The sequence below is a fragment of the Paenibacillus sp. FW101-FHT12H11 genome (assembly GCF_058790355.1).
This window is the reverse complement of sequence record NZ_JBYTCO010000010.1, coordinates 319,150-344,665: the sequence shown is the minus strand read 5'-3', so window position 1 is coordinate 344,665 and position 25,516 is coordinate 319,150. Positions and strand designations below refer to the sequence as shown.

General features: G+C 47.8%; 24 protein-coding genes and 1 other annotated feature. Of the genes, 19 read left to right on the top strand and 5 right to left on the bottom strand.

Going from position 1 to position 25,516, the window contains the following annotated elements; translation table 11 throughout:
- The first annotated feature begins 239 nt into the window (after positions 1 to 239).
- The 14 genes from AC3WTJ_RS29725 to leuS all read left to right on the top strand — a co-directional run bounded on the left by AC3WTJ_RS29725 (position 240) and on the right by leuS (position 14,461).
- On the top strand, positions 240 to 1,199 hold the full coding sequence (locus AC3WTJ_RS29725) for an AAA family ATPase (protein WP_127449931.1): 960 nt from the start codon (positions 240 to 242) through the stop codon (positions 1,197 to 1,199).
- 4 nt (positions 1,200 to 1,203) lie between these two features.
- Positions 1,204 to 2,490: a DUF58 domain-containing protein gene (locus tag AC3WTJ_RS29720; protein WP_407867985.1), complete on the top strand. Its 1,287-nt coding sequence runs from the start codon at positions 1,204 to 1,206 to the stop codon at positions 2,488 to 2,490.
- Positions 2,483 to 4,714 carry a transglutaminase TgpA family protein gene (locus AC3WTJ_RS29715; RefSeq protein WP_492524780.1) on the top strand — a complete coding sequence of 744 codons (2,232 nt, stop codon included), beginning with the start codon at positions 2,483 to 2,485 and terminating at the stop codon, positions 4,712 to 4,714. The genes AC3WTJ_RS29720 and AC3WTJ_RS29715 overlap by 8 nt, the downstream gene beginning before the upstream one ends.
- A gap of 62 nt (positions 4,715 to 4,776) precedes the next feature.
- Positions 4,777 to 5,556: an alpha/beta hydrolase gene (locus AC3WTJ_RS29710; protein WP_492524779.1), complete on the top strand. Its 780-nt coding sequence runs from the start codon at positions 4,777 to 4,779 to the stop codon at positions 5,554 to 5,556.
- A 90-nt stretch (positions 5,557 to 5,646) separates the two neighbouring features.
- A complete protein-coding gene (locus tag AC3WTJ_RS29705) occupies positions 5,647 to 6,141 on the top strand; it encodes a YqeG family HAD IIIA-type phosphatase (RefSeq protein ID WP_492524778.1) in 495 nt (164 codons plus the stop codon).
- Between the two features lie 8 nt (positions 6,142 to 6,149).
- Entirely contained in the window at positions 6,150 to 7,265 is a 1,116-nt protein-coding gene (gene yqeH, locus AC3WTJ_RS29700; protein WP_492524777.1) for a ribosome biogenesis GTPase YqeH, read from the top strand.
- Between the two features lie 17 nt (positions 7,266 to 7,282).
- Positions 7,283 to 8,143, top strand: a complete 861-nt coding sequence (gene aroE / locus AC3WTJ_RS29695; protein WP_492524776.1) for a shikimate dehydrogenase — start codon at positions 7,283 to 7,285, stop codon at positions 8,141 to 8,143.
- A 20-nt stretch (positions 8,144 to 8,163) separates the two neighbouring features.
- Complete coding sequence (gene yhbY / locus AC3WTJ_RS29690) at positions 8,164 to 8,457, top strand: ribosome assembly RNA-binding protein YhbY (protein WP_127449922.1); 294 nt, start codon at positions 8,164 to 8,166, stop codon at positions 8,455 to 8,457.
- A gap of 12 nt (positions 8,458 to 8,469) precedes the next feature.
- Positions 8,470 to 9,057, top strand: coding sequence for a nicotinate-nucleotide adenylyltransferase (locus tag AC3WTJ_RS29685; protein ID WP_492524775.1), 588 nt, complete (start codon positions 8,470 to 8,472; stop codon positions 9,055 to 9,057).
- On the top strand, positions 9,047 to 9,613 hold the full coding sequence (gene yqeK / locus AC3WTJ_RS29680) for a bis(5'-nucleosyl)-tetraphosphatase (symmetrical) YqeK (RefSeq protein WP_492524774.1): 567 nt from the start codon (positions 9,047 to 9,049) through the stop codon (positions 9,611 to 9,613). Before AC3WTJ_RS29685 ends, yqeK begins: the two co-directional genes overlap by 11 nt.
- Before the next feature lie 18 nt (positions 9,614 to 9,631).
- The gene (gene rsfS / locus AC3WTJ_RS29675; RefSeq protein WP_492524773.1) at positions 9,632 to 9,979 is read left to right on the top strand and encodes a ribosome silencing factor; all 348 of its coding nucleotides are present in this window, start codon (positions 9,632 to 9,634) and stop codon (positions 9,977 to 9,979) included.
- Positions 9,976 to 10,869: a CvfB family protein gene (locus tag AC3WTJ_RS29670; protein ID WP_492524772.1), complete on the top strand. Its 894-nt coding sequence runs from the start codon at positions 9,976 to 9,978 to the stop codon at positions 10,867 to 10,869. The genes rsfS and AC3WTJ_RS29670 overlap by 4 nt, the downstream gene beginning before the upstream one ends.
- Before the next feature lies 1 nt (position 10,870).
- Positions 10,871 to 11,632 carry a class I SAM-dependent DNA methyltransferase gene (locus tag AC3WTJ_RS29665; protein WP_492524771.1) on the top strand — a complete coding sequence of 254 codons (762 nt, stop codon included), beginning with the start codon at positions 10,871 to 10,873 and terminating at the stop codon, positions 11,630 to 11,632.
- 68 nt (positions 11,633 to 11,700) lie between these two features.
- Positions 11,701 to 11,938: a binding site (T-box leader), on the top strand.
- A gap of 63 nt (positions 11,939 to 12,001) precedes the next feature.
- A complete protein-coding gene (gene leuS / locus AC3WTJ_RS29660; RefSeq protein ID WP_492524770.1) occupies positions 12,002 to 14,461 on the top strand; it encodes a leucine--tRNA ligase in 2,460 nt (819 codons plus the stop codon).
- A gap of 13 nt (positions 14,462 to 14,474) precedes the next feature.
- On the opposite strand, the gene comER is transcribed toward leuS, so the two are convergent.
- Positions 14,475 to 15,314 (bottom strand): late competence protein ComER, encoded by an 840-nt coding sequence (gene comER / locus AC3WTJ_RS29655; protein ID WP_157321789.1) that lies wholly within the window; start codon positions 15,312 to 15,314, stop codon positions 14,475 to 14,477.
- Positions 15,315 to 15,473: 159 nt separating this feature from the next.
- Here comER and AC3WTJ_RS29650 point away from each other — a divergent pair, with 159 nt between their 5' ends.
- The 3 genes from AC3WTJ_RS29650 (at position 15,474) to AC3WTJ_RS29640 (ending at position 19,305) form a co-directional block, all read left to right on the top strand.
- Positions 15,474 to 16,073, top strand: coding sequence for a ComEA family DNA-binding protein (locus AC3WTJ_RS29650; RefSeq protein ID WP_492524769.1), 600 nt, complete (start codon positions 15,474 to 15,476; stop codon positions 16,071 to 16,073).
- An 83-nt stretch (positions 16,074 to 16,156) separates the two neighbouring features.
- On the top strand, positions 16,157 to 16,669 hold the full coding sequence (locus AC3WTJ_RS29645) for a deoxycytidylate deaminase (RefSeq protein ID WP_157321785.1): 513 nt from the start codon (positions 16,157 to 16,159) through the stop codon (positions 16,667 to 16,669).
- Between the two features lie 104 nt (positions 16,670 to 16,773).
- A complete protein-coding gene (locus AC3WTJ_RS29640; RefSeq protein ID WP_492524768.1) occupies positions 16,774 to 19,305 on the top strand; it encodes a ComEC/Rec2 family competence protein in 2,532 nt (843 codons plus the stop codon).
- A gap of 4 nt (positions 19,306 to 19,309) precedes the next feature.
- Here AC3WTJ_RS29640 and AC3WTJ_RS29635 read toward each other — a convergent pair whose 3' ends face one another.
- Genes AC3WTJ_RS29635 through AC3WTJ_RS29620 form a run of 4 tightly spaced genes read right to left on the bottom strand, consistent with a single transcriptional unit; the run spans position 19,310 to position 23,335 of the window.
- Positions 19,310 to 19,495: a hypothetical protein gene (locus AC3WTJ_RS29635; protein ID WP_492524767.1), complete on the bottom strand. Its 186-nt coding sequence runs from the start codon at positions 19,493 to 19,495 to the stop codon at positions 19,310 to 19,312.
- A gap of 3 nt (positions 19,496 to 19,498) precedes the next feature.
- A complete protein-coding gene (locus AC3WTJ_RS29630) occupies positions 19,499 to 20,701 on the bottom strand; it encodes a Ger(x)C family spore germination protein (protein ID WP_492524766.1) in 1,203 nt (400 codons plus the stop codon).
- On the bottom strand, positions 20,691 to 21,800 hold the full coding sequence (locus AC3WTJ_RS29625) for a GerAB/ArcD/ProY family transporter (protein WP_492524765.1): 1,110 nt from the start codon (positions 21,798 to 21,800) through the stop codon (positions 20,691 to 20,693). The genes AC3WTJ_RS29630 and AC3WTJ_RS29625 overlap by 11 nt, the downstream gene beginning before the upstream one ends.
- Positions 21,797 to 23,335 (bottom strand): spore germination protein, encoded by a 1,539-nt coding sequence (locus AC3WTJ_RS29620; protein ID WP_492524806.1) that lies wholly within the window; start codon positions 23,333 to 23,335, stop codon positions 21,797 to 21,799. Before AC3WTJ_RS29620 ends, AC3WTJ_RS29625 begins: the two co-directional genes overlap by 4 nt.
- Before the next feature lie 368 nt (positions 23,336 to 23,703).
- On the opposite strand from AC3WTJ_RS29620, the gene AC3WTJ_RS29615 reads away from it, so the two are divergent.
- Both AC3WTJ_RS29615 and AC3WTJ_RS29610 read left to right on the top strand, forming a co-directional pair.
- Complete coding sequence (locus tag AC3WTJ_RS29615; protein WP_127449845.1) at positions 23,704 to 24,252, top strand: RNA polymerase sigma factor; 549 nt, start codon at positions 23,704 to 23,706, stop codon at positions 24,250 to 24,252.
- Positions 24,249 to 25,463 (top strand): anti-sigma factor family protein, encoded by a 1,215-nt coding sequence (locus AC3WTJ_RS29610; protein ID WP_492524764.1) that lies wholly within the window; start codon positions 24,249 to 24,251, stop codon positions 25,461 to 25,463. Before AC3WTJ_RS29615 ends, AC3WTJ_RS29610 begins: the two co-directional genes overlap by 4 nt.
- The last annotated feature ends 53 nt before the right edge of the window (positions 25,464 to 25,516 follow it).

Sequence of the window (25,516 nt, the reverse complement as noted above, 5' to 3'; positions counted from 1 at the left end):
CAACGCCGCCAAATACACATGGGTAATTTTAACAAATAAATTTAGAGGAATTACAAGTATACGGACGAAAAACTTTGCTGTAAACTGGATTTACGCACTTTTTCTCTTCTATTTTAAGAATTACGGTCATTTTGGCGTTTTTTTGCGCCTGGCGGTCGTGACAAGATGAGGTTTTAATGCCGTGCAGCATACGCTTACGAAGTAAGTTTTCTTACGAAAACTCTAAGGAGGATTAAGTCATGGAAACTGCCACCCATCATCATGTAGAAGTTTTAACAAGACTGAAAACGAATTTAGAATCCTGCATACTCGGCAAGAGCGCTGAGATTGAATTACTGCTGACTGCAATGCTGGCCGGCGGACACGTGTTGCTCGAAGATGTGCCTGGTACTGGCAAGACCGTGCTGATCAAAGCCCTCGCCCGTTCCATCGACGGCCAATTCCGTCGCATTCAATGCAATCCCGATTTATTGCCTTCGGATATTACCGGTGTTTCTATATATCATCCCAAAGAAGAAAAATTCCTGTTTCGCTCAGGACCGATCATGGCGAATATTTTACTTGTCGACGAAATCAATCGCGCAACGACCAAAACACAATCGGCACTGCTGGAAGCCATGGAAGAGCAGCACATTACGGTAGACGGCGATATCCATGAGCTGCCTTCCCCTTTTCTCATGCTGGCCACTCAGAATCCCATTGATTTCGAAGGCACGTATATTCTGCCGGAGGCGCAGCTTGACCGCTTTATGATTAAGCTTAGTTTGGGTTATCCGAGCGAAGCTGCCGAGAAACAGATGATTGCTTCGCAAATCAAAGCGCATCCGATGGAAGCCTTGCATGCGGTGATGGATACGTCGGAAGTACTGGCAGCACAAGAGCAAGCGCGCAGGGTACATATGGATGACGCGGTATCGGATTACTTAGTTAATATTACCAGGAAAACGCGCGACCATCACGCTGTATTTCTGGGCGCAAGTCCACGTGCCACGCTTTCGCTTGTGTTAGCGTCCAAGGCATATGCATTCTTAAAAGGCAGAGACTATGTCATTCCAGATGACATCAAATACCTTGCGCCTTTTGTGCTCGGTCACCGAATGATCCTTCATTCCGAAGCACGCATGGATGGAGCTACCGTTAACTCCGTGCTCGGTTCGATTTTCGAGCAGGTTCGCGTGCCGGTTCGATTGGAGAAGTGAGCCTATGACGCGACCGGTATTCAAACGATTCGGGGAACGTCCCCGGTTTCCGGCTCCTTTATGGCTACTGATCTCCTGCTTTACGGCTAGCTTATTCTTCATGCTATTTCAAGGGGGAAAGCTGGCCTCCATGCTGTTTATTATCATCACTCTTTTGGCGATCTACTTGCTCGCAGGCAACTGGAGCGGCATTAGACGCGCTCAAGGGACGCGCAAGCTCTCCATTCAAGGGCAAGATGCACAGCTTGAAGCGGGTCAATCGCTGCAAATCGGCATTGGCGTGCAAATTCCTGGTTTTTGGCCGATTCCTTATATGATTATCAAAGATCAATTCATTCGCCAGAGTGGAGAAGAAACCATCTTTGAAGGTTCGCTGATTCCGGACTGGAAGCGCAGGGGAGAATTGCTGTACAGTACGCCTCCACTGCGAAGGGGGTATTACCGGTTTGGCGATACGGAATGTTTGACCGAGGATATCTTTGGCTTCTTCCAGCACAAGGGACGCCTGGAACTGCAGCAATCCGTTACGGTGTATCCGCAAACCGTGGCCATCCGGGAATGGGCGCAGTTCCATCAAATGCTCAAAGGCATGCAGCATCATTCCACGACGACAAGAGCACACCGGGAAACGACGCAAATTAACGGTGTTCGTGAATATATTTACGGGGATCGCTTGTCCCGCATTCACTGGAATGCCACAGCGAAGACTGGGACTTGGAAGTCCAAGGAGTTCGAACGGGAGTCGCTGCCCAAAACGATCATTTTATTGGATCGCTCGGCTCGCGCCTATGGTGACGCGGCTGAATTTGAACTAGCTGTCTCTGTGGCGGCATCCTTGTTCCGCTATGGGTCCGGCCGCGACTTAGCGCTTGGTTTGCTGTCCATCGGGAAAGAATCCACCTATTTTGAACCGAAACAAAGCCAGAATCACCACAAGCATATTTTAAAACATTTGGTCGGTGTCGAAGCGGACGGCTTTCGCTCTCTGCAGCAAATTTTGAAAGAACATTCGCGGGAACTCCCCGCCGGCTGCTTCTTTGTGCTTATTTCCCCGCAAAAAGGTTCGGTCATGATGCAGGTGCTGACACAACTCGAGCATCTGCAAATGAATCCTTGCCATATGTGGATTCATGCTGAACCTTCGCATGCGTTCAAACTGCAGGGTGCGGTTCAGGATAGCGCAAAAGACGATTGGGTTAAGGCGATTCGCTCACAAGGCTATATGGGGTACGAGGTCAGTCAATTAACGGACTTGCCTAACCTGTTGGGAGGGGCGAAACGTTATGCTTAGCTCACTCTGGAAGCGAATTGTTTTTACGGATTGGGAACAGCGCCTTAGTGCGATTCTTACTGGTATTTATCTGTATCAATTTGTGATTTGGATTATGAAGGAAGACGGCTTGTGGCTCCCTGAAACGGTCGTTTTTGTCACAGGAACATTAAGTCTAGCAGCGGTTACGTATCTGATTCCGCATCTTCGCCGCATATGGCGAATTCTCATTCAATTTGGATTGGTCATTGCGCTTCACATCATCGGGATGGGTTACCATTTCGTTGCCGTAAAAGTGACGACATGGAAGACTGGACTCCGTTGGGTCGCTTTAAACGCAGGTCAGTTAGAGCCGTATATTTGGTTTAGCTTAGCTGCTTGGCTTACCTATTTATTTGCTATGTGGTCAGTAAAATCAAGGCTGCGTATCTTCGTTCTCATTGCTGTCAGTATATTGTTTTTTGCCATACGAGATTCCTTCAGCACGATTTTTCTATGGCCGCAAGTAGCTATGGTTATCTTCTGCGGATTTTCGCTGCTGATGGTTCGCCACTTCGCCAAGCTGAAGAAACGGGCACCTGTTATTTGGGAGACGATTACGGATTATCCCTCATCGCTTCTGCTTCCAGTGGGGCTGATCGTAGCTGTTATTACGCTTGTTGGGTTTTTGGCCCCTACCGTAGAACCGGTCTTAACCGATCCATACACCGCTTATAAGGTGAGTCGGGGAGAATCTGTACCTCTATTAGGGAAAGGGGTAAGCGTGACGGCTTCTACTGCCGATACTTCTTCTGGTTACAGCAGGGATGACAGTCATCTGGGTGGCGGGTTCCAATTTGATTACACACCAGTCATGACGGTTGAAACGAGCAAACGCACCTACTTCCGTGGTGAGACGAGAGCTCAGTATAATGGAAAAGGATGGGAGCTTAGTCCGAATGAGAAAAAGCTTCCGATGAATCGGGTCAATTTGAATACACTGCCTCTTGATCCGAGATTTGATCTCTCACTGCTGAAAACACAGGAAGTCACACAAACCGTTGTTATGCAGAGAGAAGATGTTTTTCCGGTACTCTTCGGCGGATATGCCGTTCAGCGTCTGGTGGAAGTGAATCAAGGTGAGAATCCGTTCCAGCGTATTCTATGGTCGCCTCGACAATCTGAGCTGCGGTACACGGGCAGAACAAATTATCCCAAAGAGTATGCCATTATTACGCAGGAGCCTATTTTGGATGTGGCCCAGCTGCGAGAGGTGAAGAGTGACTATGCGAATAAGCCGGAATGGGCGGAGTATTTGCAAATACCGGAGGATCTTCCCGAACGTGTCAAACAACTCGCGATCGACATCACCAAATCAGCCACCAATCCTTATGATAAGGCCAAGCTGATTGAGGCTTATTTATCGGCGCATTACCCTTATACGAACACACCTGACGAAAGTAAAGGGAAAAGCAAAGATTTTGTAGATCGATTCTTGTTCGAAATCAAACAGGGATACTGCGATTATTATTCCACGTCAATGGCCGTGCTTGCCCGTTCAATCGGACTTCCGACCCGCTGGGTGAAAGGATACTCATCCGGAACTTCACCGCAATCTGATCAGATGCGAGAATTTGGTATTTTGAGTCAATTCGGTGAAGACATCGATGCTGACGCTGCCGGTACGTATACAGTCCGGAATTCAGATGCTCATTCCTGGGTTGAAGTGTATTTTGAAGGATTCGGCTGGATCCCTTTCGAGCCTACTTCCGGGTTTGCGCTTCCGAATGTGTTCCCGGCGGAGACACCTCCACCTGTTGATACCACGACAGAGAGCGATCCGGTTACACTGCCTGAAGAGACGAGCCAAGCACCTAGCTTCACTTGGCTATGGTTGACGTTAAGCGGTGTTGGTGCTGCTCTAGTAACTGCTGCTGGCGCTGTATTTCTGCTCAAAAGCAATTATTGGCGAACATGGCGGATGCACAGAAAGCAATTGAAAGCCGTTAATTTTAATCAGAAAATTATCGTGGAATTCGAGAAGCTTCTGCGGATGAGCCGGCGTAAGGGCTATACCCGATTAGAGCATGAAACGATGAGAGAAGCGACGGCCAGGTGGTCAAGCCAGAGCAAATGGATGAAAAAAGATCTGGAAACGGTGTTAGAGCTGTTTGAACGAGCAAAATACAGTCAAAATGTTTCGACCGAAACCGATTATCAAACCGTGAGTCAATCGATTATGAAATTAAAAGAACAAATGAAATAGGTGATGGAAGCCACTTTCCCTTGTTGGGGGGTGGTTTTCCCTATGAGAGGAGCATATTCCGCATGGCTTTTATCGATTGTCATTTTTATTCCGATTCCCTTGGTGTCTCAGCTTCCATGTATGTGATCTTACCGCAGACGGCTCAAAGTCAGATCGGGATTGCCTCAGCGAGCTACGGCACTACAAAGCATCCTACGCTGTACCTATTGCATGGTTTATCTGACGATCACACCATCTGGATGCGGAGAACATCTATCGAGCGGTATGCGGCCAAGTTGGGGATTGCCGTTGTTATGCCGGCTGTTAATCGCAGTTTTTATACGGATATGGCGGCAGGTCCGAAGTACTGGACGTTTATTAGCGAGGAACTGCCGGTGATTGCCAGATCTTTTTTCCCGCTCGCAGAGGAACGAGAGTTGAATTATGCTGCGGGCTTGTCGATGGGCGGATATGGCGCAATGAAGCTGGCCCTCACGCTTCCAGACCGGTTTGCGGCTGCCGCCAGCTTGTCAGGCGCTGTAGATATTTCGCATCGAGCATTAAACTTTCCGGATGAATTCAAGCTGATTTATGGCGATGTGACAAGGATTAAAGGCAGCACTAATGATTTATTCTATTTGGCAGAGCAAGTGAAGGCTAGCAAAGGACCGAAGCCGGATTTATATCAGTGCTGCGGTACGGAAGATTTCCTATATGAAGATAACATTCGTTTCCGAAATTATTGTAGGGAATTGGGTCTGGATTTGACCTATGAGGAAGGGCCTGGAGAACATGAGTGGGGTTATTGGGACCGTCAAATCCAAAATGTCCTGAATTGGCTGCCGCTTCCAGCCCGCGGCTAGTGGGAAAATATGTTCTTTTCTTTTTGCAACAAACGGGTCACTATGGTATAGTTTCTCGTATATGTCGAGGAAGCAGTGGAGGGAAATGGTTTGCTGAAAAAGCTCGTACCCAGACAGTCCGTGCATACAATCTATGATATTGATGCCAATCATCTATGGGGATTTGGTGTTCGCGGTATCATTACCGATCTCGATAACACACTTGTAGGCGCTCGCGATCCGCATGCGACTCCAGAGTTAATAGAGTGGTTGAACCGGTTGCAGAAGATGGGCTTCAAGGTCGTCATCGTGTCCAACAACAATCATGGACGCGTATCCGCCTTTGCGGAGCCGTTAGGCATTCCATTCATTCACAGAGCCAAGAAACCATGGAACGTTTCATTTCACAAAGCTATGAAGCTGCTTGGTACGAATGCGAGACAAACAGCGGTCATAGGCGATCAAATGCTGACGGATGTGCTTGGCGGCAATCGAATGGGGCTTTACACCATTCTGGTCAATCCGATTTCTATCCATGACGAAGGTTTTTTCACACGAATTAACCGGCGGATTGAGAAATGGGCGAATGCCAGGATGAAGAATTAGGAGGTTTCATGCGTACAGAAACGATTAATCATTGTGCGGGATGCGGCGTATTGCTGCAAACAGAAGACAAAAGCAAGCTCGGATTTATTCCGGCAGAAGCGCTGCAAAAGGAGCCGGTTATTTGTCAGCGCTGCTACCGGATCAAGCATTATAACGAATCTTCCAGCATCACGCTGCAGCAGGACGACTTCCTGAAATTGCTAGGGCATGTCGGCCAAACGAAGGCGTTAGTTGTGAAGATTGTGGACATTTTTGATTTTGAAGGCAGTATGCTCAGCAGTCTGGGACGGTTTGTCGGCACGAATCCGGTGCTGCTTGTCGTCAACAAGATTGACTTGCTGCCGAAAGTGACCAATGCCAACAAGATCATCAACTGGGTGCAGCGCAGAGCCAAAGAGGCCAACCTTAAGGTTGTTGATATTGTGCTGTGCAGTGCGAAGAAAAACATTGGCTTCGATCGCGTGATTACGGCTGTGCAGGAGCACCGCGGCGACAGAGACGTGTATGTTGTTGGTGCCACCAATGTCGGCAAATCGACGCTTATTAACCGTTTAATCAGCGATTACAGCGATTTGGAAGCGGAGCTTACGACATCCCAATACCCGGGCACGACGCTGGATTTGGTCAAAATCCCGCTCGACGATGGCCGGTTTATCGTAGATACACCGGGGATTGTGCACACGCACCGTCTAACCGAGGTTGTGAAGAAACGGGACTTGGCACGTATCATGCCGGATAAGCCGCTCAAACCGGTTGTTTTTCAGTTAAATGAACAACAAACGTTGTTTTTTGGCGCGTTAGCTCGCTTTGATTTTATAAAAGGCGAACACCAGTCGTTCACATGCTACACGTCCAACGCGATTCAAATCCATCGCACGAAGTTGGAGCGGGCAGATGATCTGTACGCCGATCACAAAGGCGTCATGCTGGCGCCTCCGAGTGAAGCGGATTTGGACGAGCTGCCTCCACTTGTGAAGCATGGGTTGAACATTCCAAAGGGGAAACAAATGGATGTGCTCATCTCCGGTTTAGGCTGGATTAAAGTGAACAGCCTGGCTGGTTCACAGCTTGCCGTGCATGCACCGAAGGGGATCAAGGTTATCACACGAGAGTCATTGATATAGGGGGACCAGAGGAAACCATGGAGAAGAGCCGGGCGATAGACAGTCATACGATTCTATATGGGGTATTCGGAGATCCGATTCGGCATTCCCGATCGCCAATCATGTTGAATCGCGCTTTTCAAGAAGCGGATATTAACGCGGTTTATGCTGCATTTCATGTGCGTCCTGACGCGCTTGGAGATGCGGTTCGGGGGATTCGGGCGCTGGGGTATCGAGGCATTAATGTCACTATTCCACACAAAGTTGAGGTTATGCAGTACCTGGACGAAATTGACGAGGGAGCTCGGATCGTTGGCGCGGTGAATACAATCGTGAATGAAAACGGCAAGCTTATCGGTTACAATACGGACGGTATTGGGTATGTTCGTTCTCTCAAAGAAGAAACGGGCATCGATTTGAAGGGGAAAAGCGTTCTTGTCCTTGGAGCCGGCGGAGCTGCGAGAGGGGTTGCGTATGCGCTCGCCAAAGAGGGGGCAGGCTGCATTTATATAGCAAACCGAACCAAAGAGCGTGCTTTGGAGCTGGCAGAGACGATCAGCGCTTTTACGAAGACCGTCGGTCTTGGGCTTGATGAGATTGCAAATGTCGTGGATGAGGTCCAGTTCGTACTGAATACGACCTCAGCGGGGATGCATCCTAACACGGAAGAGCTGCCGATGCCGGTTGACCTTCTGAAAGAACATCATCTCGTGAGCGATTTGATCTATAACCCGCGCATTACAAGGTTCCTTCGAGAGGCGGAAGCCAAGGGAGCCCGCATTCATGGCGGACTGGGCATGTTTATATATCAAGGTGCTTTTGCTTTTGAATACTGGACTGGTAAGCCTGCGCCCGTTGCGGCGATGAGACAGGTGGTAGAACAGTCGTTAGCTGAATAAGAATGAATAGAGGGACATCCATGTTAACAGGCAAACAGAAACGTTATTTGCGCTCGCTAGCGCACCATGTAGATCCGATTTTTCAAGTAGGTAAAGGCGGCGTGAACGAACACTTAATCCGTCATATCCAAGAAGCGCTGGAAGTTCGTGAGTTGATTAAAATTACAGTGCTGAATAACAGCGGAGAAGATCGGGATGAGGTAGGCGCTGAATTATCCGAGAAATCCGGTGCTGAGCTCGTACAAGTGATCGGTAAAATCGTCGTATTGTACAAAGAATCGCGTGACAAGAAAAAGATTGAACTGCCGAGCTAAAGAGGTGTAAGCATGCTTGTCGGAATTATGGGTGGAACCTTTGACCCGATCCATACCGGTCATTTGATCGCTGCGGAGCGGGCGAGGGTGGAAGCAGGATTAGACGAGGTATGGCTGATGCCGGCCAATGTGCCGCCGCATAAGCCGGGCGCGCCGAAGGCCACAACGCAGCAGCGCTGGGAGATGGTTTGCCTTGCTGCGGAAGGGAATCCTTTTTTTCGTCCGATTGATATCGAAATCAGCAAAGGCGGCGTATCTTATAGTATCGATACGATTGAACTGCTGCGCAAACAATATCCCACTACAGAATTTGCTTATATTATAGGTGCAGATATGGTTGAGTATTTGCCGCAGTGGCATCGCATCGATGACATCGTGCGGCATATTCGTTTTATCGGTTTAGCCAGACCTGGCTATGAACTGGATATGGCGCATATGTCGGCTAACATCCGTGAGCGAGTAACCATTGTCCCCATGCCGCTTGTTGAAATTTCATCCACGGCCATTCGCGAGGAACGAAGACAGGAACGATCGGTCCGATACCTTGTTCCGGAAGTCGTGAACGGTTACATGGAGGTGAACCGATTGTATGAAGCGTGAGAAGCTAATCGCAGCCGTAAAAGAACAAATGCCTGAGAAACGCTGGCTTCATACACTTGGTGTCATGGAAACGAGCGTCATGCTTGCGAAGCGTTTCGGCGGAGATCCTGTCAAAGCTGATCTTGCAGCTATTTTACATGACTATTGCAAGTATTGGCCTGTGCAGGAGCAAGCTAAGATTATTCGCGAGAATGGATTGCCGCAGGATTTATTGGATTTTGACAAGGAGCTTTGGCATTCGCATGCCGGGGCGTTCATTGCCCAGTCGCAATTTGGTATTCAGGACGAAGAGATATTGGATGCGATCCGGTACCATACCTCAGGGCGTGAAGGGATGACGCTGTTAGACAAAATCGTATGTTTAGCGGATTATATGGAGCCGGGCCGGGAATTCCCCGGTGTAGAGCACATCCGTGAGGAAGCCAAGACCAGCTTGGAGAAGGCGCTTGTTGTCGGGTTTGATTCTACGATTCGGTTTTTGATTGAAAAAGGAAAACGAATTTATCCGCTTACCATTTTGACACGGAATGATTTGATTCAACAAATAAACAACTAATTAATGGAGGTTGATTGAATGAGTAAAAGCCCAGAAGAGATTTTAGCATTTGTCGTAGAGGCTGCAGAGGATAAAAAAGCGGCGGACCTTGTCACGCTTAATTTGCAAGGTATTTCCTTGATTGCGGATTATTTCGTCATTTGCCACGGAAATTCAGAAACACAAGTGCAAGCGATCGCGAGCGAAGCCAGAAAGAAAGCACATGAGTATGGCGTCACGATCAGAGGTTACGAAGGCATTGATACAGCTAGATGGGTTCTGCTTGATTTAGGAGATGTTGTTCTGCACGTTTTCCACCGCGATGATCGCGAGTACTATAACATCGAAAGACTTTGGTCCGATGCCAAAGTTGTGGAGCGCGTATGAGACTGGAAGCAGGATCCCTCGTTACCCTTGAGGTAGCGAGGGAAGTTCCGCCAAACGGTTATTTCCTGAGTGACGGCTACCAGGATGTGCTTTTACCGTATGCGGAGATTGTAGGCAAAATCAAGGCCGGTGAGCACGTGGAAGCTTTTTTATTCCATGATACGCAGGACAGGCTCATGGCTACTATGAAACGTCCGCTAATCCGAATGGGCGAAGTCGGGCTGCTCGAGGTTGTCGATATTCATCCGAGATTTGGCTACTTTCTGGAGATGGGATTAGGGCGCAACTTGCTCCTTCCTTACCGTCATGTTCCGGAATTGGAGGAATTGCGACCTCAAGTAGGGGACAAGGTGTTCGCAACATTAGCGCATGACCGTCAAGGCCGCTTAATTGCGAAGTTGGCGCTGGAAGACGATCTGGCTCCACTTTGCGTGCGTGCTCCTTCAAGCTGGAGCAACCGCTGGGTGAAAGCGCGTGTGTACAGGCCGCTGCAGATGGGCACTTTCGTTATTTGCGAGGCTGGTGTTCTCGGTTATGGTGTAATCGGACTCATCGCTCCTACGGAGAGAACACGATTACTTCGCGTGGGTGAGTTGGTGGATGTACGTGTCGCCTTCGTTCGCGAAGAAGATGGACGCGTGAACTTGTCGATGAGACAGCCAAAGGAAAAAGGCCGCGATGAAGACGCGGACAAAATTCTTAGCGTGTTAGAGACGCGTCCTGGAAATGCGATGCCATTTTCAGATAAAACGTCTGCGGACATCATTAAGGATCGGTTTGGCCTGAGCAAAGCGGCTTTTAAGCGTGCGTTAGGCAAGCTGATGAAAGACGGGCTCATCTATCAGGAGGACGACTGGACCTATCTGAAAAAAGAGGAGAATCCTAGTTAACATGAGCTATGAGAAATTTGCCTACACGTATGACCGTCTGATGAACAGCATGCCTTACGAGGATTGGCATCGTTTCGTCAAAGAAAGCTTTGACCGGTTTGGCGTGAAGCCGGTTTCGATCGTTGATCTCGGCTGCGGTACCGGCAATTTGACAATTCCGCTGGCATTGGAAGGATATCTAATGACAGGCATTGACTTGTCGGAAGATATGCTGGCTGTAGCGGAGCAAAAAGCAGGAGAACACCCACAGCTTGCGCGCAGCGGTTCGGTTCGTTTGTTTCAGCAGGATTTGCGGGAGTGGGAGCTGGGGGAACCGGTTGATGTCGCTCTATCATTCTGCGATAGTTTAAACTATTTGCTAGAGGAAGAGGACATTGTAGATGCCTTTCGCCAAACGTATGAAGGGCTTAAGCCGGGCGGTTTATTCCTGTTCGATGTGCATACGCCCCAGCAGCTGTTTGCTTATGCGGAATCTCAGCCCTTCTTCTTGAACGAAGAGGATGTAGCTTACATTTGGACAAGCGAGTTGGATGAGGAAAGAGTTCAAATTCAGCACGAATTGACCATCTTTGTCAAAGAGGAAGGCGGCAAGGAATTGTTCCAGCGCATCGATGAAACGCATGAACAGCGCGCTTATGCACTGGATTGGCTTGAGCAGATGCTGAGGGAAGCAGGCTTTCATGAAGTGTACAAGGCTGCCGACTTTACATGGGAACAACCTACGAAGCTGACAGAGCGGGCTTTCTTTATTGCAAAGAAATAAAGCATAAGGAGCCCCGCCGCTTGACAGTGCGGCATTATTTTACATATAATCAAAGCTAATCAGATGATCACAAAGCTTGGAAGAGGATTAGTAACTTGCACAGCATCTCGCAGAGAGCCGGTTAAAGGGTGGAAGCCGGTAGATGTCCGTCTTGTGAACTCGCCTTGGAGCTAGAAGGTGAATCGCCACGCATGTTGGCGTTAGCCGGATCGTTTCACCCGCGTTAAGGGGCAGAGTGAACACAGGCAAAGCATGCCTGGTGTTAACTAGGGTGGTACCACGGGAATCTAACCTCTCGTCCCTAGCGATATCCGCTAGCGATGAGGGGTTTTTTGGCGCTTATAGCCGTACACAGGGAGGAAATTTCACATGACACAGGAAACGAAAGAAACCAAGGAATTACAGGGTTACAATCCCCAAGCGATTGAGCCCAAATGGCAAGCTTACTGGGATGCTAAGAAAACATTCAAAGTGCTGGAAAATTCGGATAAGCCGAAATTTTATGCGCTGGATATGTTTCCATATCCTTCAGGAGCAGGTCTGCATGTAGGACATCCGGAAGGTTATACGGCAACGGACATCGTCTCCCGTTTCAAACGGATGAGAGGCTTCAACGTTCTTCACCCAATGGGCTGGGACGCGTTCGGACTTCCGGCTGAGCAATACGCTTTGGATACAGGGAATGATCCACGTGATTTTACGCAAAAAAATATCGATACGTTCCGCCGTCAAATTAAATCGCTCGGATTTTCCTACGATTGGGATCGCGAGATTTCCACGACGGATCCGGAGTATTACAAATGGACGCAATGGATTTTCATCCAACTGTACAACAAAGGCCTTGCTTATGTAGACGAAGTGCCTGTTAACTGGTGTCCGGCACTGGGTACGGTTCTTGCAAATGAAGAAGTTATCGACGGCCTAAGTGAACGTGGAGGCCACCCGGTCATCCGTAAACCGATGCGTCAGTGGATTCTGAGAATTACGGAATACGCTGAACGTTTGCTTGAGGATCTGGAGGAGCTTGACTGGTCGGAGAGCATTAAAGATATGCAGCGCAACTGGATCGGTAAATCGACAGGGGCTGAAGTTCAATTTGCGATCGAAGGGCATGAAGAGAAGAGCCTGACTGTCTTTACAACGCGTCCAGATACTTTGTTCGGAGCGACTTATTGTGTGCTTGCACCTGAGCACGAGCTTGTGCAGCAAATTACGACAGACGGACAAACGGCCGCTGTGAAAGAATATCAAGAAAAAGCTTCCCGCAAAAGCGATCTGGAGCGTACTGACCTGGCTAAAGACAAAACAGGCGTATTCACAGGTGCTTATGCGATTAATCCTGTAAACGGCGGGAAAGTGCCGATCTGGATCGCGGATTATGTGCTTGGCGGTTACGGTACTGGCGCCATCATGGCAGTGCCTGGACACGACCAACGTGACTGGGAGTTTGCGAAACAGTTCGATCTGCCGATAATTGAAGTTGTGCAAGGCGGCAATGTGGAGAAAGAAGCTTACGCTGGAGACGGCGCTCATGTGAATTCCGGACCTATCGATGGCATGAACATTGAGCAAGGCATCAGTCACATGATCGCTTGGCTTGAAGAGAACGGCAAAGGTCAAGGCAAGGTCACTTACCGCTTGAGAGACTGGCTGTTCAGCCGTCAAAGATACTGGGGAGAGCCGATTCCGATTCTTCACTTGGAAGATGGCACGATGAAGCCTGTACCGGTTGATCAACTTCCGCTTCTGCTTCCTCAAGTTGATGAAATTAAACCTTCGGGAACTGGGGAATCACCGCTGGCGAACGTATCGGAATGGGTGAATACGATCGATCCGGAAACGGGGATGAAAGCTCGCCGCGAGACGAATACGATGCCGCAATGGGCTGGCAGCTGCTGGTACTACCTGCGTTTCATCGATCCGCGTAACGATAAAGAGTTCTGCTCGCATGAGCTTCAACAGCAATGGCTGCCGGTTGATTTATATATTGGCGGAGCTGAGCATGCGGTACTTCACTTGCTATATGCCCGTTTCTGGCATAAAGTGCTTTATGATCTTGGATTTGTTCATACGAAGGAGCCGTTCCATAAGTTGGTCAACCAAGGGATGATTCTTGGCGAAAACATGGAGAAAATGAGTAAATCACGCGGCAACGTTGTAAATCCGGATGATATCGTGAGCGATCAAGGCGCGGATACACTGCGTATTTACGAGATGTTCATGGGACCGCTTGAAGCGACAAAACCATGGAACACAACGGGTGTAGACGGCATTTACCGTTATTTGAACCGTGTGTGGAGACTGTTTGTGGATGAGAACGGTCAAGTTCAATCCAAAATCAGCGCGGATGAGATGCTTGGAAGCGATACGTTCAAACGAACATGGCATCGTTCCATCAAGAAAATCACAGAAGATTTCGAAGCGCTGCGGTTTAATACGGCGATCAGCCAAATGATGATTTTCGTCAATGAAGCGTATAAAACGGAGCGCTTGCCGCTGGAAGCGATGAAAAACTTCGTTCAGATGTTGTCTCCGCTTGCACCGCATTTGGCGGAAGAACTGTGGGAGAAGCTGGGTGGTACCGAGTCAATCACGTATGCACCATGGCCAACTTATGACGAAGCTTGGACCGTCGACAATGAAATTGAGATCGTAGTGCAAGTCAACGGCAAAATTGTGGACCGCGTGCTGATTTCAAAAGATACGGACGAAGCTGCGATGGAGAAAATCGCTTTTGATCTTGATAAAGTCAAAGAAGCGACCGCCGGAAAGGCCGTTCGCAAATTGATTGTCGTTAAAGGGAAATTAGTGAACATCGTTGTAGGCTAATCAAGAAAAAAGACTATTGAGAAGACTGCTGCTTTATGGTTAATTGCTGCTCAGTCTTCTCAAGGTCTTCTTGATATTTGTCGTGGGTAGCGTGAATCACGCGCGAGAATACGCCGGAAAGCTCTTCATCCAAAATACGCAATCCTTCGGCCGTAATACCGCCGGGCACGGAGACGCGTTTTTGCAAGGTCATAGGGTTAAAGCCGCCCGTCGTCAACAGTTTGCCTGTTCCAAGTGTCATTTCACTGGCCAGAAGCGTTGCTTCTTCAGGGGAGATGCCTGTGACTTCAACAGCTGCATCGATAAAGGATTGAATGAAGTTGGCAAGAAAAGCAGGGCCGCAGCTGGATAGGTCTGATGAGATGCGTGTGTAATTTTCAGATACCCGTATCGGTGATGAGATATGGGCAAATAAATTCTCAAGCCATTCTTTATCCTCAGGCTGCATCCGATTACCATGAATGCAGAGTGTAGCACCGCTTAATACATAGTTCGTAATACTTGGAATGATTTTACTTATTTTTGCCGGCAAAAGACTTTCCAAGTGCTTAATCAGCACAGGACTTGTGATGGATACGATGAACTGGGAGGGAAGCACGTCCTCTTTAATTTCATCAATAACCTTTTTAAATTCAGAAGGCTTCACACAGAGGAATATAATATCGCTCTCCAGCACGACTTCTCTATTCGATTGGGCTACCAGAAGCCCAGGATATGTCTCCGCAAGAAGCTCAACTTTACGAATCGTTCGATTTCCTGCAATAATTTGCTCCGGATTGAAAGCCCCAGAATGAATGAACGCTTCAATCAGAATACTTCCCATACTCCCAGTACCGATGAACCCTGCTTTCATCTAGTAATCCCTCCCGAAAAAAATCAGTCACTTTCGTTAATATTTATAGAACGGGGTCAGTTTTGGATGCCATTCGGATGCTTTTTCATGTATATGCATGCTTCTCTGCCGTTATGAAAGATTAGCTTGTTTTTTTATTTAACTGTTAGGAGGGAATTCGTGGCTCTATTTCGTTATCGAAAATTTCTGTATACTGCTGTAATTGTTTGTTTTGTCGTTTTTGTCGTATGGCCTTTTGTGACTGGAGGACGGTCATCGATGATACAAACGGAGTTTGGACCGGTGAATGAGCAAATTGAAGCTCTTATAGCGAATGGAGAGGAAATAGCTCAGGAATCCCTCGCAACACCTGGAGTTACTTCTGAAGTCTCTGGAACCTCCGAAACTTTTGAAACCTCTGATCCCTCAGAAACTTCTGAAACCCCTGGAACCCCAGAATCCTTAGAACCCCATGAAACATCTACACCGGATGCGTCTCCGGCTGCCCCTCTAACAAGCATCACTACCGAATCGCCTTTACCTAAGCTAAAAGGAAGCCCAAGCCCATCGCTTTCAAAAGGTTTATTGGATTTGAATACCGCAACGCTTAAGCAATTAAATGATTTGCCAGGGATCGGCGACAGCAAAGCAAGAGCCATAATGGAATACCGTTTGAAAAAAGGTAGATTCAGCACGGTTGAAGAGCTAACTGAGGTAAAGGGGATAGGAGAGAAAATGCTCGAAAAGCTGAAGCCATTTGTTTACGTAACTTCAATATAGTCCTTTCTTTCATTTTGAGATGAAGTATGAGAGAATACTAGAAATGAAAAAAGGAATATAAAGGACATGGGAGGGGAGCTATGATGAGTAACCGCAAAGACTGGGACACTTACTTTCTTGATATCGCCTATATGGCTTCCACACGTTCCAGATGTAATCGAAGGCATGTTGGAGCTGTGCTCGTTCAAGGGAAAAAGCTGCTCGGAACAGCTTATAATGGTGCTCCAATGGGAGTACCCGATTGCACGGAGGCTGGTTGTATGCTTGTTGAAGAAATTGAATTGAAAGTGGTGGAGGATGTTGAGGAAGTAGTGCGCAAGCAGCGCTGTATCCGCACCATTCACGCCGAGCAAAACCTGCTGCTCTTTACAGATCGCGAGGATCGGGAGGGCTCTACGGTCTATGTCACCGATCAACCTTGCTGGACTTGCGCAAATATGCTGGCAAATAGCGGTGTGACAGAGATTGTCTTCCATCGCGGTTATCCGAAGGATAACGAGAAAGTCAGCCAGTTAATGTCGGCCAGAGGCATCACCTTCCGCTCAATGGAAGGGTATGAGCCTCCGCCTGGCACCGTATCTGACGTCGTGAATTAGATCATTCATACATTGGGGAAGAACCTCATTTCAGCAGCAGCCTAAGATTAAGGCTCATCTGGAGTGAGGTTTTTTGTTTTGCCGGAAGGGAGGAATAAGCTTAAATGAAACGACCAGTTGTTATAGGATGCTGTCTGTGGATAACTGGCTATGTGCTTGCACTCTACAGTCATCTGCCATGGCTGTCATTGATGACGAGCGCGCTAATGCTTGCCGCGATCGTCGTCATCCGCCTGCTGCGGCTGCCCGCCGGACAGCCGCTGTGCGCGCTTTTGCTGGTCGGAGCAGCCTACGGCTACTTCCAATGGACCGACCAGCGCAACGTCACGGCCCTGCTGCCATTCACGCAGCAGGAAAACCCGGACGGCCGCGAAGTCACGCTGCGCGGCCGATTCAGCTCCCCTGTCACCGTTGACGGCGACAGGGCCAGCTTTACCGTGGAAGCGGAGTCCGTCCGCTTCCAGGACCACGCTTTCCCCCTCGGCGGGGAAAGCGTGCAGGTCTCGCTGCGCTTGCTGGCGCAGGCGCAGCAGGAGGTGGCGTCGGCGTGGCGCCGAGGCGACGCCCTGACGCTCACGGGGACGCTGCGCAGCCCGTCCCCGGCACGCAACTTCGGCGGCTTCGACTACCGCCGATATTTGCGCCTTCACCACACCCATTGGCAGGTTGTAGCCAAAGGGGTGGATCAGGCGCAGGTGCAGCCTGCGGCTGCGAGCATCAGCGCCACGCAGCTGCTGCGCTGGAACGACATGCTGCGGGATAGCCTCAGCCGCCGCATGGACCTGATATTCCCCGCGCCGCAGGCGGGGTTTATGAAGAGCATGCTGATCGGATTGACAGACGATCTGGATCCCGAACGCTTCCAACAATTTTCGGAGCTGGGGCTGACCCATATTTTAGCCATCTCAGGCTTGAATGTTGCTGTATTTCTAGGCGTCTGCTTCTGGGGAATGCGTCGCTTAAAACTGACCAAAGAAACATATTTGCGCATATGCTTTTGGCTGTTGCCCTTCTACATACTGCTGACGGGTGCATCTCCTTCCATTGTAAGGGCGGGGTTGATGGCCATGGTGGCGCTGTACGCGGCAAGAAAAGGAGTAATGAAGGATGTGCTGCACAGCATGGCGCTCGTGGCTTGGGTCATGCTGGTTTGGAATCCGTACTTCTTGCTGGATGTCAGCTTTCAGCTCTCTTTTCTGGTTACTCTAGGACTTATTCTTGGGGTACAGCGTGTAAATGTTTTGCTTGAAGGGTGGCTAACTTCCTCCGTTTTAAGAAACACAGCGTCAATAACTCTTGTTTCCCAATTCATTTCCTTTCCTGTTTCGATCTATTATTTCAATCAATTTTCCTTGGTTTCCTGGCTGGCTAATGCCGTTCTGGTTCCGGTAATCAGCTTAGTTGTCTTTCCTGCTGGAATTGTGGCCGTCGTTGCGGGTCTTATGTATTTGCCGGCTGGCCAAGGAATGGGGTGGCTCATTTCGTGGTTGAATGATGTCATTTTTTGGGTGACAGACAAGCTGCAGCAGCTGTACCTATTCAAACAGATTTGGCCCACCCCAAGCTTGCCGTGGATTGCTTTTTATTATCTGATGCTGATTGGGATTTATGGGTTATGGAGACGTTGGATGCTCGGTAATATGGATGAGCCTCCAATTAGGTTAGAGAGTTTGCAAGACAGAGGAGGAGCGAAGCACGCGATGATAGGATTATGGCTTGCCGTAGGAGGTTTCCTTGTCCTATTGTGGATGGGCTACTCCCCTGACAGACTGGAGAGGACCGGACTTGTCCAATTTATAGATGTAGGTCAAGGGGATGCTATCTTCATTCGAACACCGTATGGGCGCAGTCTTCTGATAGATGGCGGTGGCACAATTTCGTTCAGCAAGGCTGGCGATGGTTGGAAAGCGCGAAAAGATCCTTATGAAGTAGGGAAGAAACTGCTGGTTCCTTTGCTTAAAAAACGTGGTGTTCATCAATTGGATATGCTGGTACTGTCTCACGAAGATGCCGATCACAGCGGAGGGCTGCAGGCAGTTATGGAACAAATTCCTGTTAAGCAATTTATGTTCAATGGTACCTACAATCCGAATAAAGGCATAGAGAAACTTTTCCGCACTGCTCTAGATCGGAAAATCCCGATGCTTGCCGGGGAGCAAGGCGGATGGATCCAGATCGATCCTGTGACCCGAATGCAGGTTCTGTATCCTTTTTCAGAAATCGTAGAACAAGCAGAGATTGTAAAGGAACAAAACGAATATTCTGTTGTGCTCCTGCTTGAAATGATGGGAACGAGGTGGCTTTTTACAGGAGACATGGGAAAAGAGCCGGAGCTGGCCCTTCTAAGACGTCTGAAAGAGAACAAAGTAGAGGAGCCGGGCAGACTCGATGTTCTGAAAATAGCGCACCACGGCAGCAAATACTCTACTTCGGAGGAATGGCTGGATTATTGGCGGCCGCGAACGGCTGTGATTTCTGTAGGAGCTGGAAATCTATACGGTCATCCAGCGCCAGATGTCATGGAGCAGTTAAGAAATATCGGTTCACGCGTATTTCGAACGGATCGGATGGGGGAGGTTCAGTTGGAAGTGCGCAAAGATGGGCTATTTTCGCGGACGAAAATCGTCTTGCCCTGATGTTTTAAGTCTTGGCCTCCGGGGGCTTCGATTGCTGCTGAAGCGTTTCGTTTTGCTGCTTCCATGGCGGGTCTCCATTTTTATGAAGGAGTTGATTAATCAGATAAGTACCGAGTGGTACAACAAACGAAAGGATGGTGCAGATCAAGACCAAGCCGGAAGGCATTAAGCCTAAAAAGGTTGACCACATGGCTCATTGCTCCTTCGTTGATTCGAAAATATTGCCAATACGGCGGATAATCACTTTGGTCTGCACATTAACTTCTGCTTGGGCAAACAGATTTTCTCCGGTATCCCAATTTTCCGCAATCGGCTTCCACATTTTATAATGATCCTGGAATAGATAGGGGCCGAGGCCCAGAGCGTCCTTTTTGTAGGAATGCTGCAATTTTTTGATCGTCTTATTGGTTATGGAGGCTAGTTTATCTTGCAAGCTTTTCTCAAGCGCTTCTACGGTTTTCCCTTCAGAAGGGTCGATGTTGGCGATGGATTTGTCCAAAGTGCCCTCGGCTATAATCTTAATCGTAAACTTCATATGGCCCGGACTGGTTTGTTCGACGTAAAACTTCCTGTTTGAGCGCTCAACTTTAAAAGCTACGACTTGTTCATCGATGTTGGATTCAATAATTCCGCCTTTCACTCGCTTCGTAATAAAGTTTAATCCTTGCGTTTCTTCTCCCGTAAGGAAGCCGAGCAATTGCTTGGTTGTTCCGTCAAATAGGGCGCTTCCATTTAGAGTTACACCTCCGTCTTCTCGTTTAATTGTTTGTAGAACAAAGCTTTCTTTTTTAATTAAAAATTCATGCACATCGCCAATCCTCGATTCAGGAAGCATAAAGTTTGTTTTTTGATTGTTTTTGGCGATAGAGGAGATATAATCAATTGGCGTCGATTCATTGTTTGGGTAAGTACCGAGGATATCCGATGCTTTCCCATCCGCGATTAAAATTTGAACGCCACGCCGCATTTCGCTATTTCTCAGAAAAAAATCAAGCACATTGGGAAGATTCTCTTTATTTTTAGCCACATCGCTAGAAATAATGATAATTCTCAAGTGTTCAAAATAAGGAGATCGGCTTGTTCTTCCCGCTATTCTGGCAGCTACAGCCGGCATCGAGTTTTCTGTTGTCGAGATATTGAAATAAGCCTGTCCGGCATGGGGATTCATGCTGTTGCCTTGTCCAGTAGTACTGCCGCTACTTTGTTTTAGACCTCCTGGCACGATCATTTGATAGGTGCCTTTGTATATGTTTTTACCGTTACCCCCTTCCGGTTTGTCGATGGCGACGCCAACAACGAAGCCGCGTTGATTAATTTCCACACGGTCCCAGCATCCTGTCAGAAGTGACAATGTACAACCGAGACATAGCGTGCAAAGAATTTTTCTAGGAAGCATCGCTCTTCACCCCTCGAAGCTTGGCAACCGTATGAATGAGAATTGGAAACAGAATGCTCACCACGATTCCTTCGTAACTGATGAAGGTGCTTATTTTACTAAAATCAGATAAATTTTTCGGATACATGCACATTAAGTAAATGATCGGGCTGAGGACAAATACCCATGTTTTGTACTTAGGTTTGGGGAACAAAGACCGAAGTCCATAAATCGTACAATCATAGGCCATTACCGTTGTCGTAAATACAGCCATGATCCAAATCGTAAAAAAAATGGATTCAAACCGTTCAAAGAATTCACCAGGTATCTGCATTTCCTTAGCAAGCTCTACGGCAGGATAAGTGATCTCCGGCAGTGCGAGTTGAGAAAAAACCCCAACACAGACAAGATAGATGGCCGTATATAACACGAGAGGGATAAAAACACCGATAGCCACAGCTTTTGGAGCATCTTTCGGCCGGTTCATCATTGTAATATAGAACAGGATGACTTCAAAACCCAAAAGCGAAAAAGCGGTTGTTTTCGTGGCAGAGGCTAACGATTTCCAGTTCGTAGTGAAAAAAGGTTTTAGCTCTTTTAGATCGACCATACCAAGGCTAAATAGAAGAACGAGCACCGCGACTAAGAGTACGATCGGGATAAATAAAATATTTAACCGAATTAGACCTACGCGGCTACCGCTAACGGCATACACGTTTACCATTAAGAAAGCAAAGGCGATGACCTCTACAGGCGTTGTTTCAAATAAATATTGTTTAGCTATATTGGCGATAGCCCTAACTTCATAAGCGCAAAAGGAAAGAAAATAAAGCGATAGCAATAATACGGCAGCGAAGGCAAGAGGTTTTGTAATCGCCGCGGAAGCATAGACGTAGTAGCCTTGGGTGCTGAAATGCGTCGCAATTTTGGCGAGTGACCAAGCGATTCCAATGGCAATTATGCCTGCAGTGACCATAGATATCCAACCGTCCGAGCCATTGACGGTTTTTGCTAACTCCCGTGGAAGTATAAGGATGCCAACCCCTATAATCATCGAAGTCACAGTAATTGAAATATCTAAAAAGCTGATCTCTTTATCCCCGTATTCAAAAGATTTCATTCTTTATTTCTCCTCGGTTTCATTCTGTTGTCATTCTTGGTTTGAAGCATTTGCGGCCGTTTCCTCAAGAAATGAAGAGGCGCACGCAAGACGAGATCTTTCCAGTCGCGAATGAATAAAGGCGCAAACGGTGTGGAGTATGGGATTCCAAAGCTTTTTAGATTAACGATATGGATGTTGATCATGATATAAGCCAGAATGATACCATACAATCCAAGGAATGCCGCGAACAGCATGATGCCGAACCGCATGACGCGCAAGGAAATGGCAAATGAGTAGGAGGGCAGGGAGAAAGAGGCAATGGCAGTGACGGCTACGACGATAACCATAACTGGACTTACCATACCGGCGGCTACCGCGGATTCTCCAATAACTAAACCTCCTACAATCCCAATTGTTTGCCCAATGGGCTTAGGCAGACGGAGACCTGCTTCTCGAAGCAGCTCCAACGTGAATTCCATAACGAATGCTTCAATAACAGCTGGAAACGGTACACCTTCCCGCGCCCCGGCGATAGAAAAAGCAAGCTTGGAAGGAATCATCCCATGATGAAATTCAAGCAATGCAATATAGAGCGCAGGCAGGAAAGTGGCAATGAAGGCTGATATGAGCCGCAGAATCCGAGTGAGCGTAGAAATCAGCCAGTTTTGATAATAATCCTCAGGCGATTGCAGACTGGAGGAAAACGTAATCGGCAAAATGAGCGAAAATGGGTCACCGTCAACTAGAATGGCGACGCGTCCTTGGAGGAGAGCCCCGGAAACTTTGTCAGGACGTTCAGTATTCAAAATGACAGGGAATGGGCTCAGAAAGCTATCTGTGATCCATTGCTCCAAATAGCCGGAACCTTCAATATCGTCCATATCAATACTATTGATGCGCCGCACAACTTCCTTGACTAGATCTGGATGGACGATATCGGTAATATACGTGACAATGACTTTTCTTCTAGCTCTTCGGCCGATTTGATAAGTGTCAAAAACAAGATTCGTTTCCTTTATCCGTCTTCTAAGCATCGCGGTATTTGTTCGCAAATCTTCGGTGAAACCGATCCGCGGTCCGCGAATGATGGATTCCGTCTGCGGTTCCTCGATGGCCCGGGATTTCCAGCCGCTGCTCGTAACAATAATGTATTGAGATAAATTATCCAGTAAAATCAATGTGTTTCCGGAAAGGATTTCTAAGAGTGCCTCATCTAGAAGATCACCGGTCTCGATTTCGAAGCTAGTTAAAATTTGCTGCGTTAAGATGTTTAAAAGTTCAAGGGCTGAGCTTACAGGTTGAATGGCGGAATGAAGCATCGGATTAATGAGCTGTTCGTTTACAAGCGTTGTATCTACAAGGCCATCAATGCAGACGATTGCACAAGGATACTCTTCCTGACCAACCGTAAACTGTCTGATAATGAGGTCGCTAGGTTGATGCAGCAGCATTCTAATGGTATTCAAGTTATCTGGCAGCGTTGGTAGCATGACTTTTGTTTGATCTGTTGATAATGGTTTTGCTTGAGCGTTCGTTATGCTGCTGTGAGACATGCGTCTTCTACCGAATAATTGTTTGAACACGGCAAGCCCTCCGCTTGTAAGTAACTTCTCTGTAATATTTACCACTTTAGTCAGAAATAAACGGTTTTTTGCAAGGTACTACGCAAACATAGTACTTTCCGAACGATGGAAAAGGTTTAGAATGAAGAGTAATTTGACCGAAATCAGAAAGGAGAATTGAACAAATTCATCCAAATGGATTAAACTAACACGCTTCTTTCACGTCTAAGATGTGTATTTATTCACGAAAGTTTGTTATTCTGGAAGTTGCAAACAGCCTTTATATTTTTTATTCTAAAAATATTGCAACATTATGAGACGTTGCTGCGTCTGTAAGATTGCAAGAGGGAGGGATCCCAGTGGTAGCACCCGAACTGGTTAAAAGAGCTCAGGCCGGTGATCGTGATGCACTCATTACCCTATTGCGAGAAATTGAGTCTCACGTCTATCGAACCGCTTATTATATTTTGAATAATGAACAAGATGCCCTTGATGCTTCACAGGAGGCGCTCCTTCGGATTTATACCAAAATTAACTCATACGAAGAAAAAGCGTTGTTTAAGACGTGGGTGCAGCGGATTGTAACGAACATCTGCATCGATAAATTTCGCAAGGCGAAACCTACGGTTTCTATTGATGAGCATGATATGACGTTTACTGCAGAGCAAAATGTTGAATATGAAATTATGTCTGGCTATTTAGCCAAAGACATTCGAGAAGCAATAGATAAGCTTCCCGAGCACCATCGGTCTGTTGTTGTTCTACGATATTTGCAGGACTTTTCGTATCATGAAATTGCCGAATCTTTAAATTTGCCGCTGAATACGGTGAAGTCTTACTTATTTCGAGCTAGACAGCAGTTACAATTGTTGCTCCAAGATTATCAGAAAGGAGGTGTTCGGGGATGAATTGTCAAGAGGTGATGGAACTTATGCAAAGGCAGCTGGATGGAGATTTGAACTCGCAAGAGGAAGATGAGCTCCATGCTCATTTAGCCTATTGTCTAGACTGTGTACAAGTGTTTGAACGTTTACAAAGATTGTCGGGTGAACTCGCCCAATTACCGAAGGTTGTCCCTCCATACAGCTTGGTCGATGCCATTCTGCCGCAGCTAGAAGAGATAGATAAAGAAGCCGCGGCGTCCATTACCGACAAGGCAGCTGTCTTCAACGCAGAAGTTAGCCATATCGAGCAAGGACAGCGCAAGAAACTCCCTTGGACACGCCGATTAGGATCGCAGTTCTCTTGGAAATTTGCAAGTGGCGTCGTTGCCGCGGGTCTCATTATTGGATTCTTTGCTTTTAACATGAACCATCCTGTGATGGATAATGCCGATGATTTACTGCCAATGGCAGCATCTAAGCAAGAGGTTGGCCAGAAGGAAGCTGCCCCAGAGCTGAAGATGAATCGAGAAGCCCAGGATCAGATGAAAGGTTCAGGTAATTCTGGCGCTGCTGAGTCACCGGCACCAAGCGATGCTGTTTCTGGTTCTACAACGGCAGTGGGGCAGGAGTCACCATCTACGGGGTCCAATGTCGTGGAGCCGCAGGCTACAACGAATGCACCACTGGAAAAGCCGGGTACGATTAGTCCGTCAACATCCGTGGACTCCAAGGATACAACGCCTACGGTCCCTTCAACTTCGGAGCCTGCACGTATGAAAGATTCAGGTACAACTGGCGGAAATGAGCAGAAATCTGTAGATCAGAATCAAGTGAGTCCGAATCCGGCGCCAGTTGCGCCCGCTAAAGCTGATAATGATCAGAAGGCAGCAACCATACAGCCATCACCAACTTCTTCGCCTACCCCATCTGCAAAAAAAGGGATAGAGAGAGATGCGGGGCCTGGCATGTATGCGATGACTGTACCGGTCACGGATAATTTTATGAAGTCAGCGACAGGGGCATTAACGGCGGCCGTTGAAGATCATCACGTCGTGATCCGTAATAGTGAAACTTTGGAGATTATTTTCGAGTCCAAGCAAGTGTGGAAGCCGGAGGATCAGATCACATTGGTCGAGTGGTCCAAGGATGACAAATTATTTTATCAAGTGCAAAGCGGGGGCACCCTGCATACCATTCGCGTCGATGTGAAGCTCAAAACGGAAGTATCACCGTAAAAAGCTCAAAATCAGCGCACCATTAGAGGGGCTCTTGCGTATGTTATACAAAA

Excerpts from the sequence above, each read along its gene's own strand:
- AC3WTJ_RS29685 (WP_492524775.1), top strand. The coding sequence starts at position 8,470 with ATGCTTGTCGGAATTATGGGTGGAACCTTTGACCCGATCCATACCGGT.
- AC3WTJ_RS29665 (WP_492524771.1), top strand. The coding sequence starts at position 10,871 with ATGAGCTATGAGAAATTTGCCTACACGTATGACCGTCTGATGAACAGC.
- yhbY (WP_127449922.1), top strand. The coding sequence starts at position 8,164 with ATGTTAACAGGCAAACAGAAACGTTATTTGCGCTCGCTAGCGCACCAT.
- aroE (WP_492524776.1), top strand. The coding sequence starts at position 7,283 with ATGGAGAAGAGCCGGGCGATAGACAGTCATACGATTCTATATGGGGTA.
- AC3WTJ_RS29645 (WP_157321785.1), top strand. The coding sequence starts at position 16,157 with ATGAGTAACCGCAAAGACTGGGACACTTACTTTCTTGATATCGCCTAT.
- AC3WTJ_RS29725 (WP_127449931.1), top strand. The coding sequence starts at position 240 with ATGGAAACTGCCACCCATCATCATGTAGAAGTTTTAACAAGACTGAAA.
- AC3WTJ_RS29640 (WP_492524768.1), top strand. The coding sequence starts at position 16,774 with ATGAAACGACCAGTTGTTATAGGATGCTGTCTGTGGATAACTGGCTAT.
- AC3WTJ_RS29630 (WP_492524766.1), bottom strand. The coding sequence starts at position 20,701 with ATGCTTCCTAGAAAAATTCTTTGCACGCTATGTCTCGGTTGTACATTG.
- rsfS (WP_492524773.1), top strand. The coding sequence starts at position 9,632 with ATGAGTAAAAGCCCAGAAGAGATTTTAGCATTTGTCGTAGAGGCTGCA.
- AC3WTJ_RS29710 (WP_492524779.1), top strand. The coding sequence starts at position 4,777 with ATGGCTTTTATCGATTGTCATTTTTATTCCGATTCCCTTGGTGTCTCA.
- AC3WTJ_RS29610 (WP_492524764.1), top strand. The coding sequence starts at position 24,249 with ATGAATTGTCAAGAGGTGATGGAACTTATGCAAAGGCAGCTGGATGGA.
- AC3WTJ_RS29670 (WP_492524772.1), top strand. The coding sequence starts at position 9,976 with ATGAGACTGGAAGCAGGATCCCTCGTTACCCTTGAGGTAGCGAGGGAA.
- AC3WTJ_RS29620 (WP_492524806.1), bottom strand. The coding sequence starts at position 23,335 with ATGTCTCACAGCAGCATAACGAACGCTCAAGCAAAACCATTATCAACA.
- AC3WTJ_RS29720 (WP_407867985.1), top strand. The coding sequence starts at position 1,204 with ATGACGCGACCGGTATTCAAACGATTCGGGGAACGTCCCCGGTTTCCG.
- leuS (WP_492524770.1), top strand. The coding sequence starts at position 12,002 with ATGACACAGGAAACGAAAGAAACCAAGGAATTACAGGGTTACAATCCC.
- AC3WTJ_RS29625 (WP_492524765.1), bottom strand. The coding sequence starts at position 21,800 with ATGAAATCTTTTGAATACGGGGATAAAGAGATCAGCTTTTTAGATATT.
- AC3WTJ_RS29635 (WP_492524767.1), bottom strand. The coding sequence starts at position 19,495 with ATGTGGTCAACCTTTTTAGGCTTAATGCCTTCCGGCTTGGTCTTGATC.
- yqeK (WP_492524774.1), top strand. The coding sequence starts at position 9,047 with ATGAAGCGTGAGAAGCTAATCGCAGCCGTAAAAGAACAAATGCCTGAG.
- AC3WTJ_RS29715 (WP_492524780.1), top strand. The coding sequence starts at position 2,483 with ATGCTTAGCTCACTCTGGAAGCGAATTGTTTTTACGGATTGGGAACAG.
- comER (WP_157321789.1), bottom strand. The coding sequence starts at position 15,314 with ATGAAAGCAGGGTTCATCGGTACTGGGAGTATGGGAAGTATTCTGATT.
- yqeH (WP_492524777.1), top strand. The coding sequence starts at position 6,150 with ATGCGTACAGAAACGATTAATCATTGTGCGGGATGCGGCGTATTGCTG.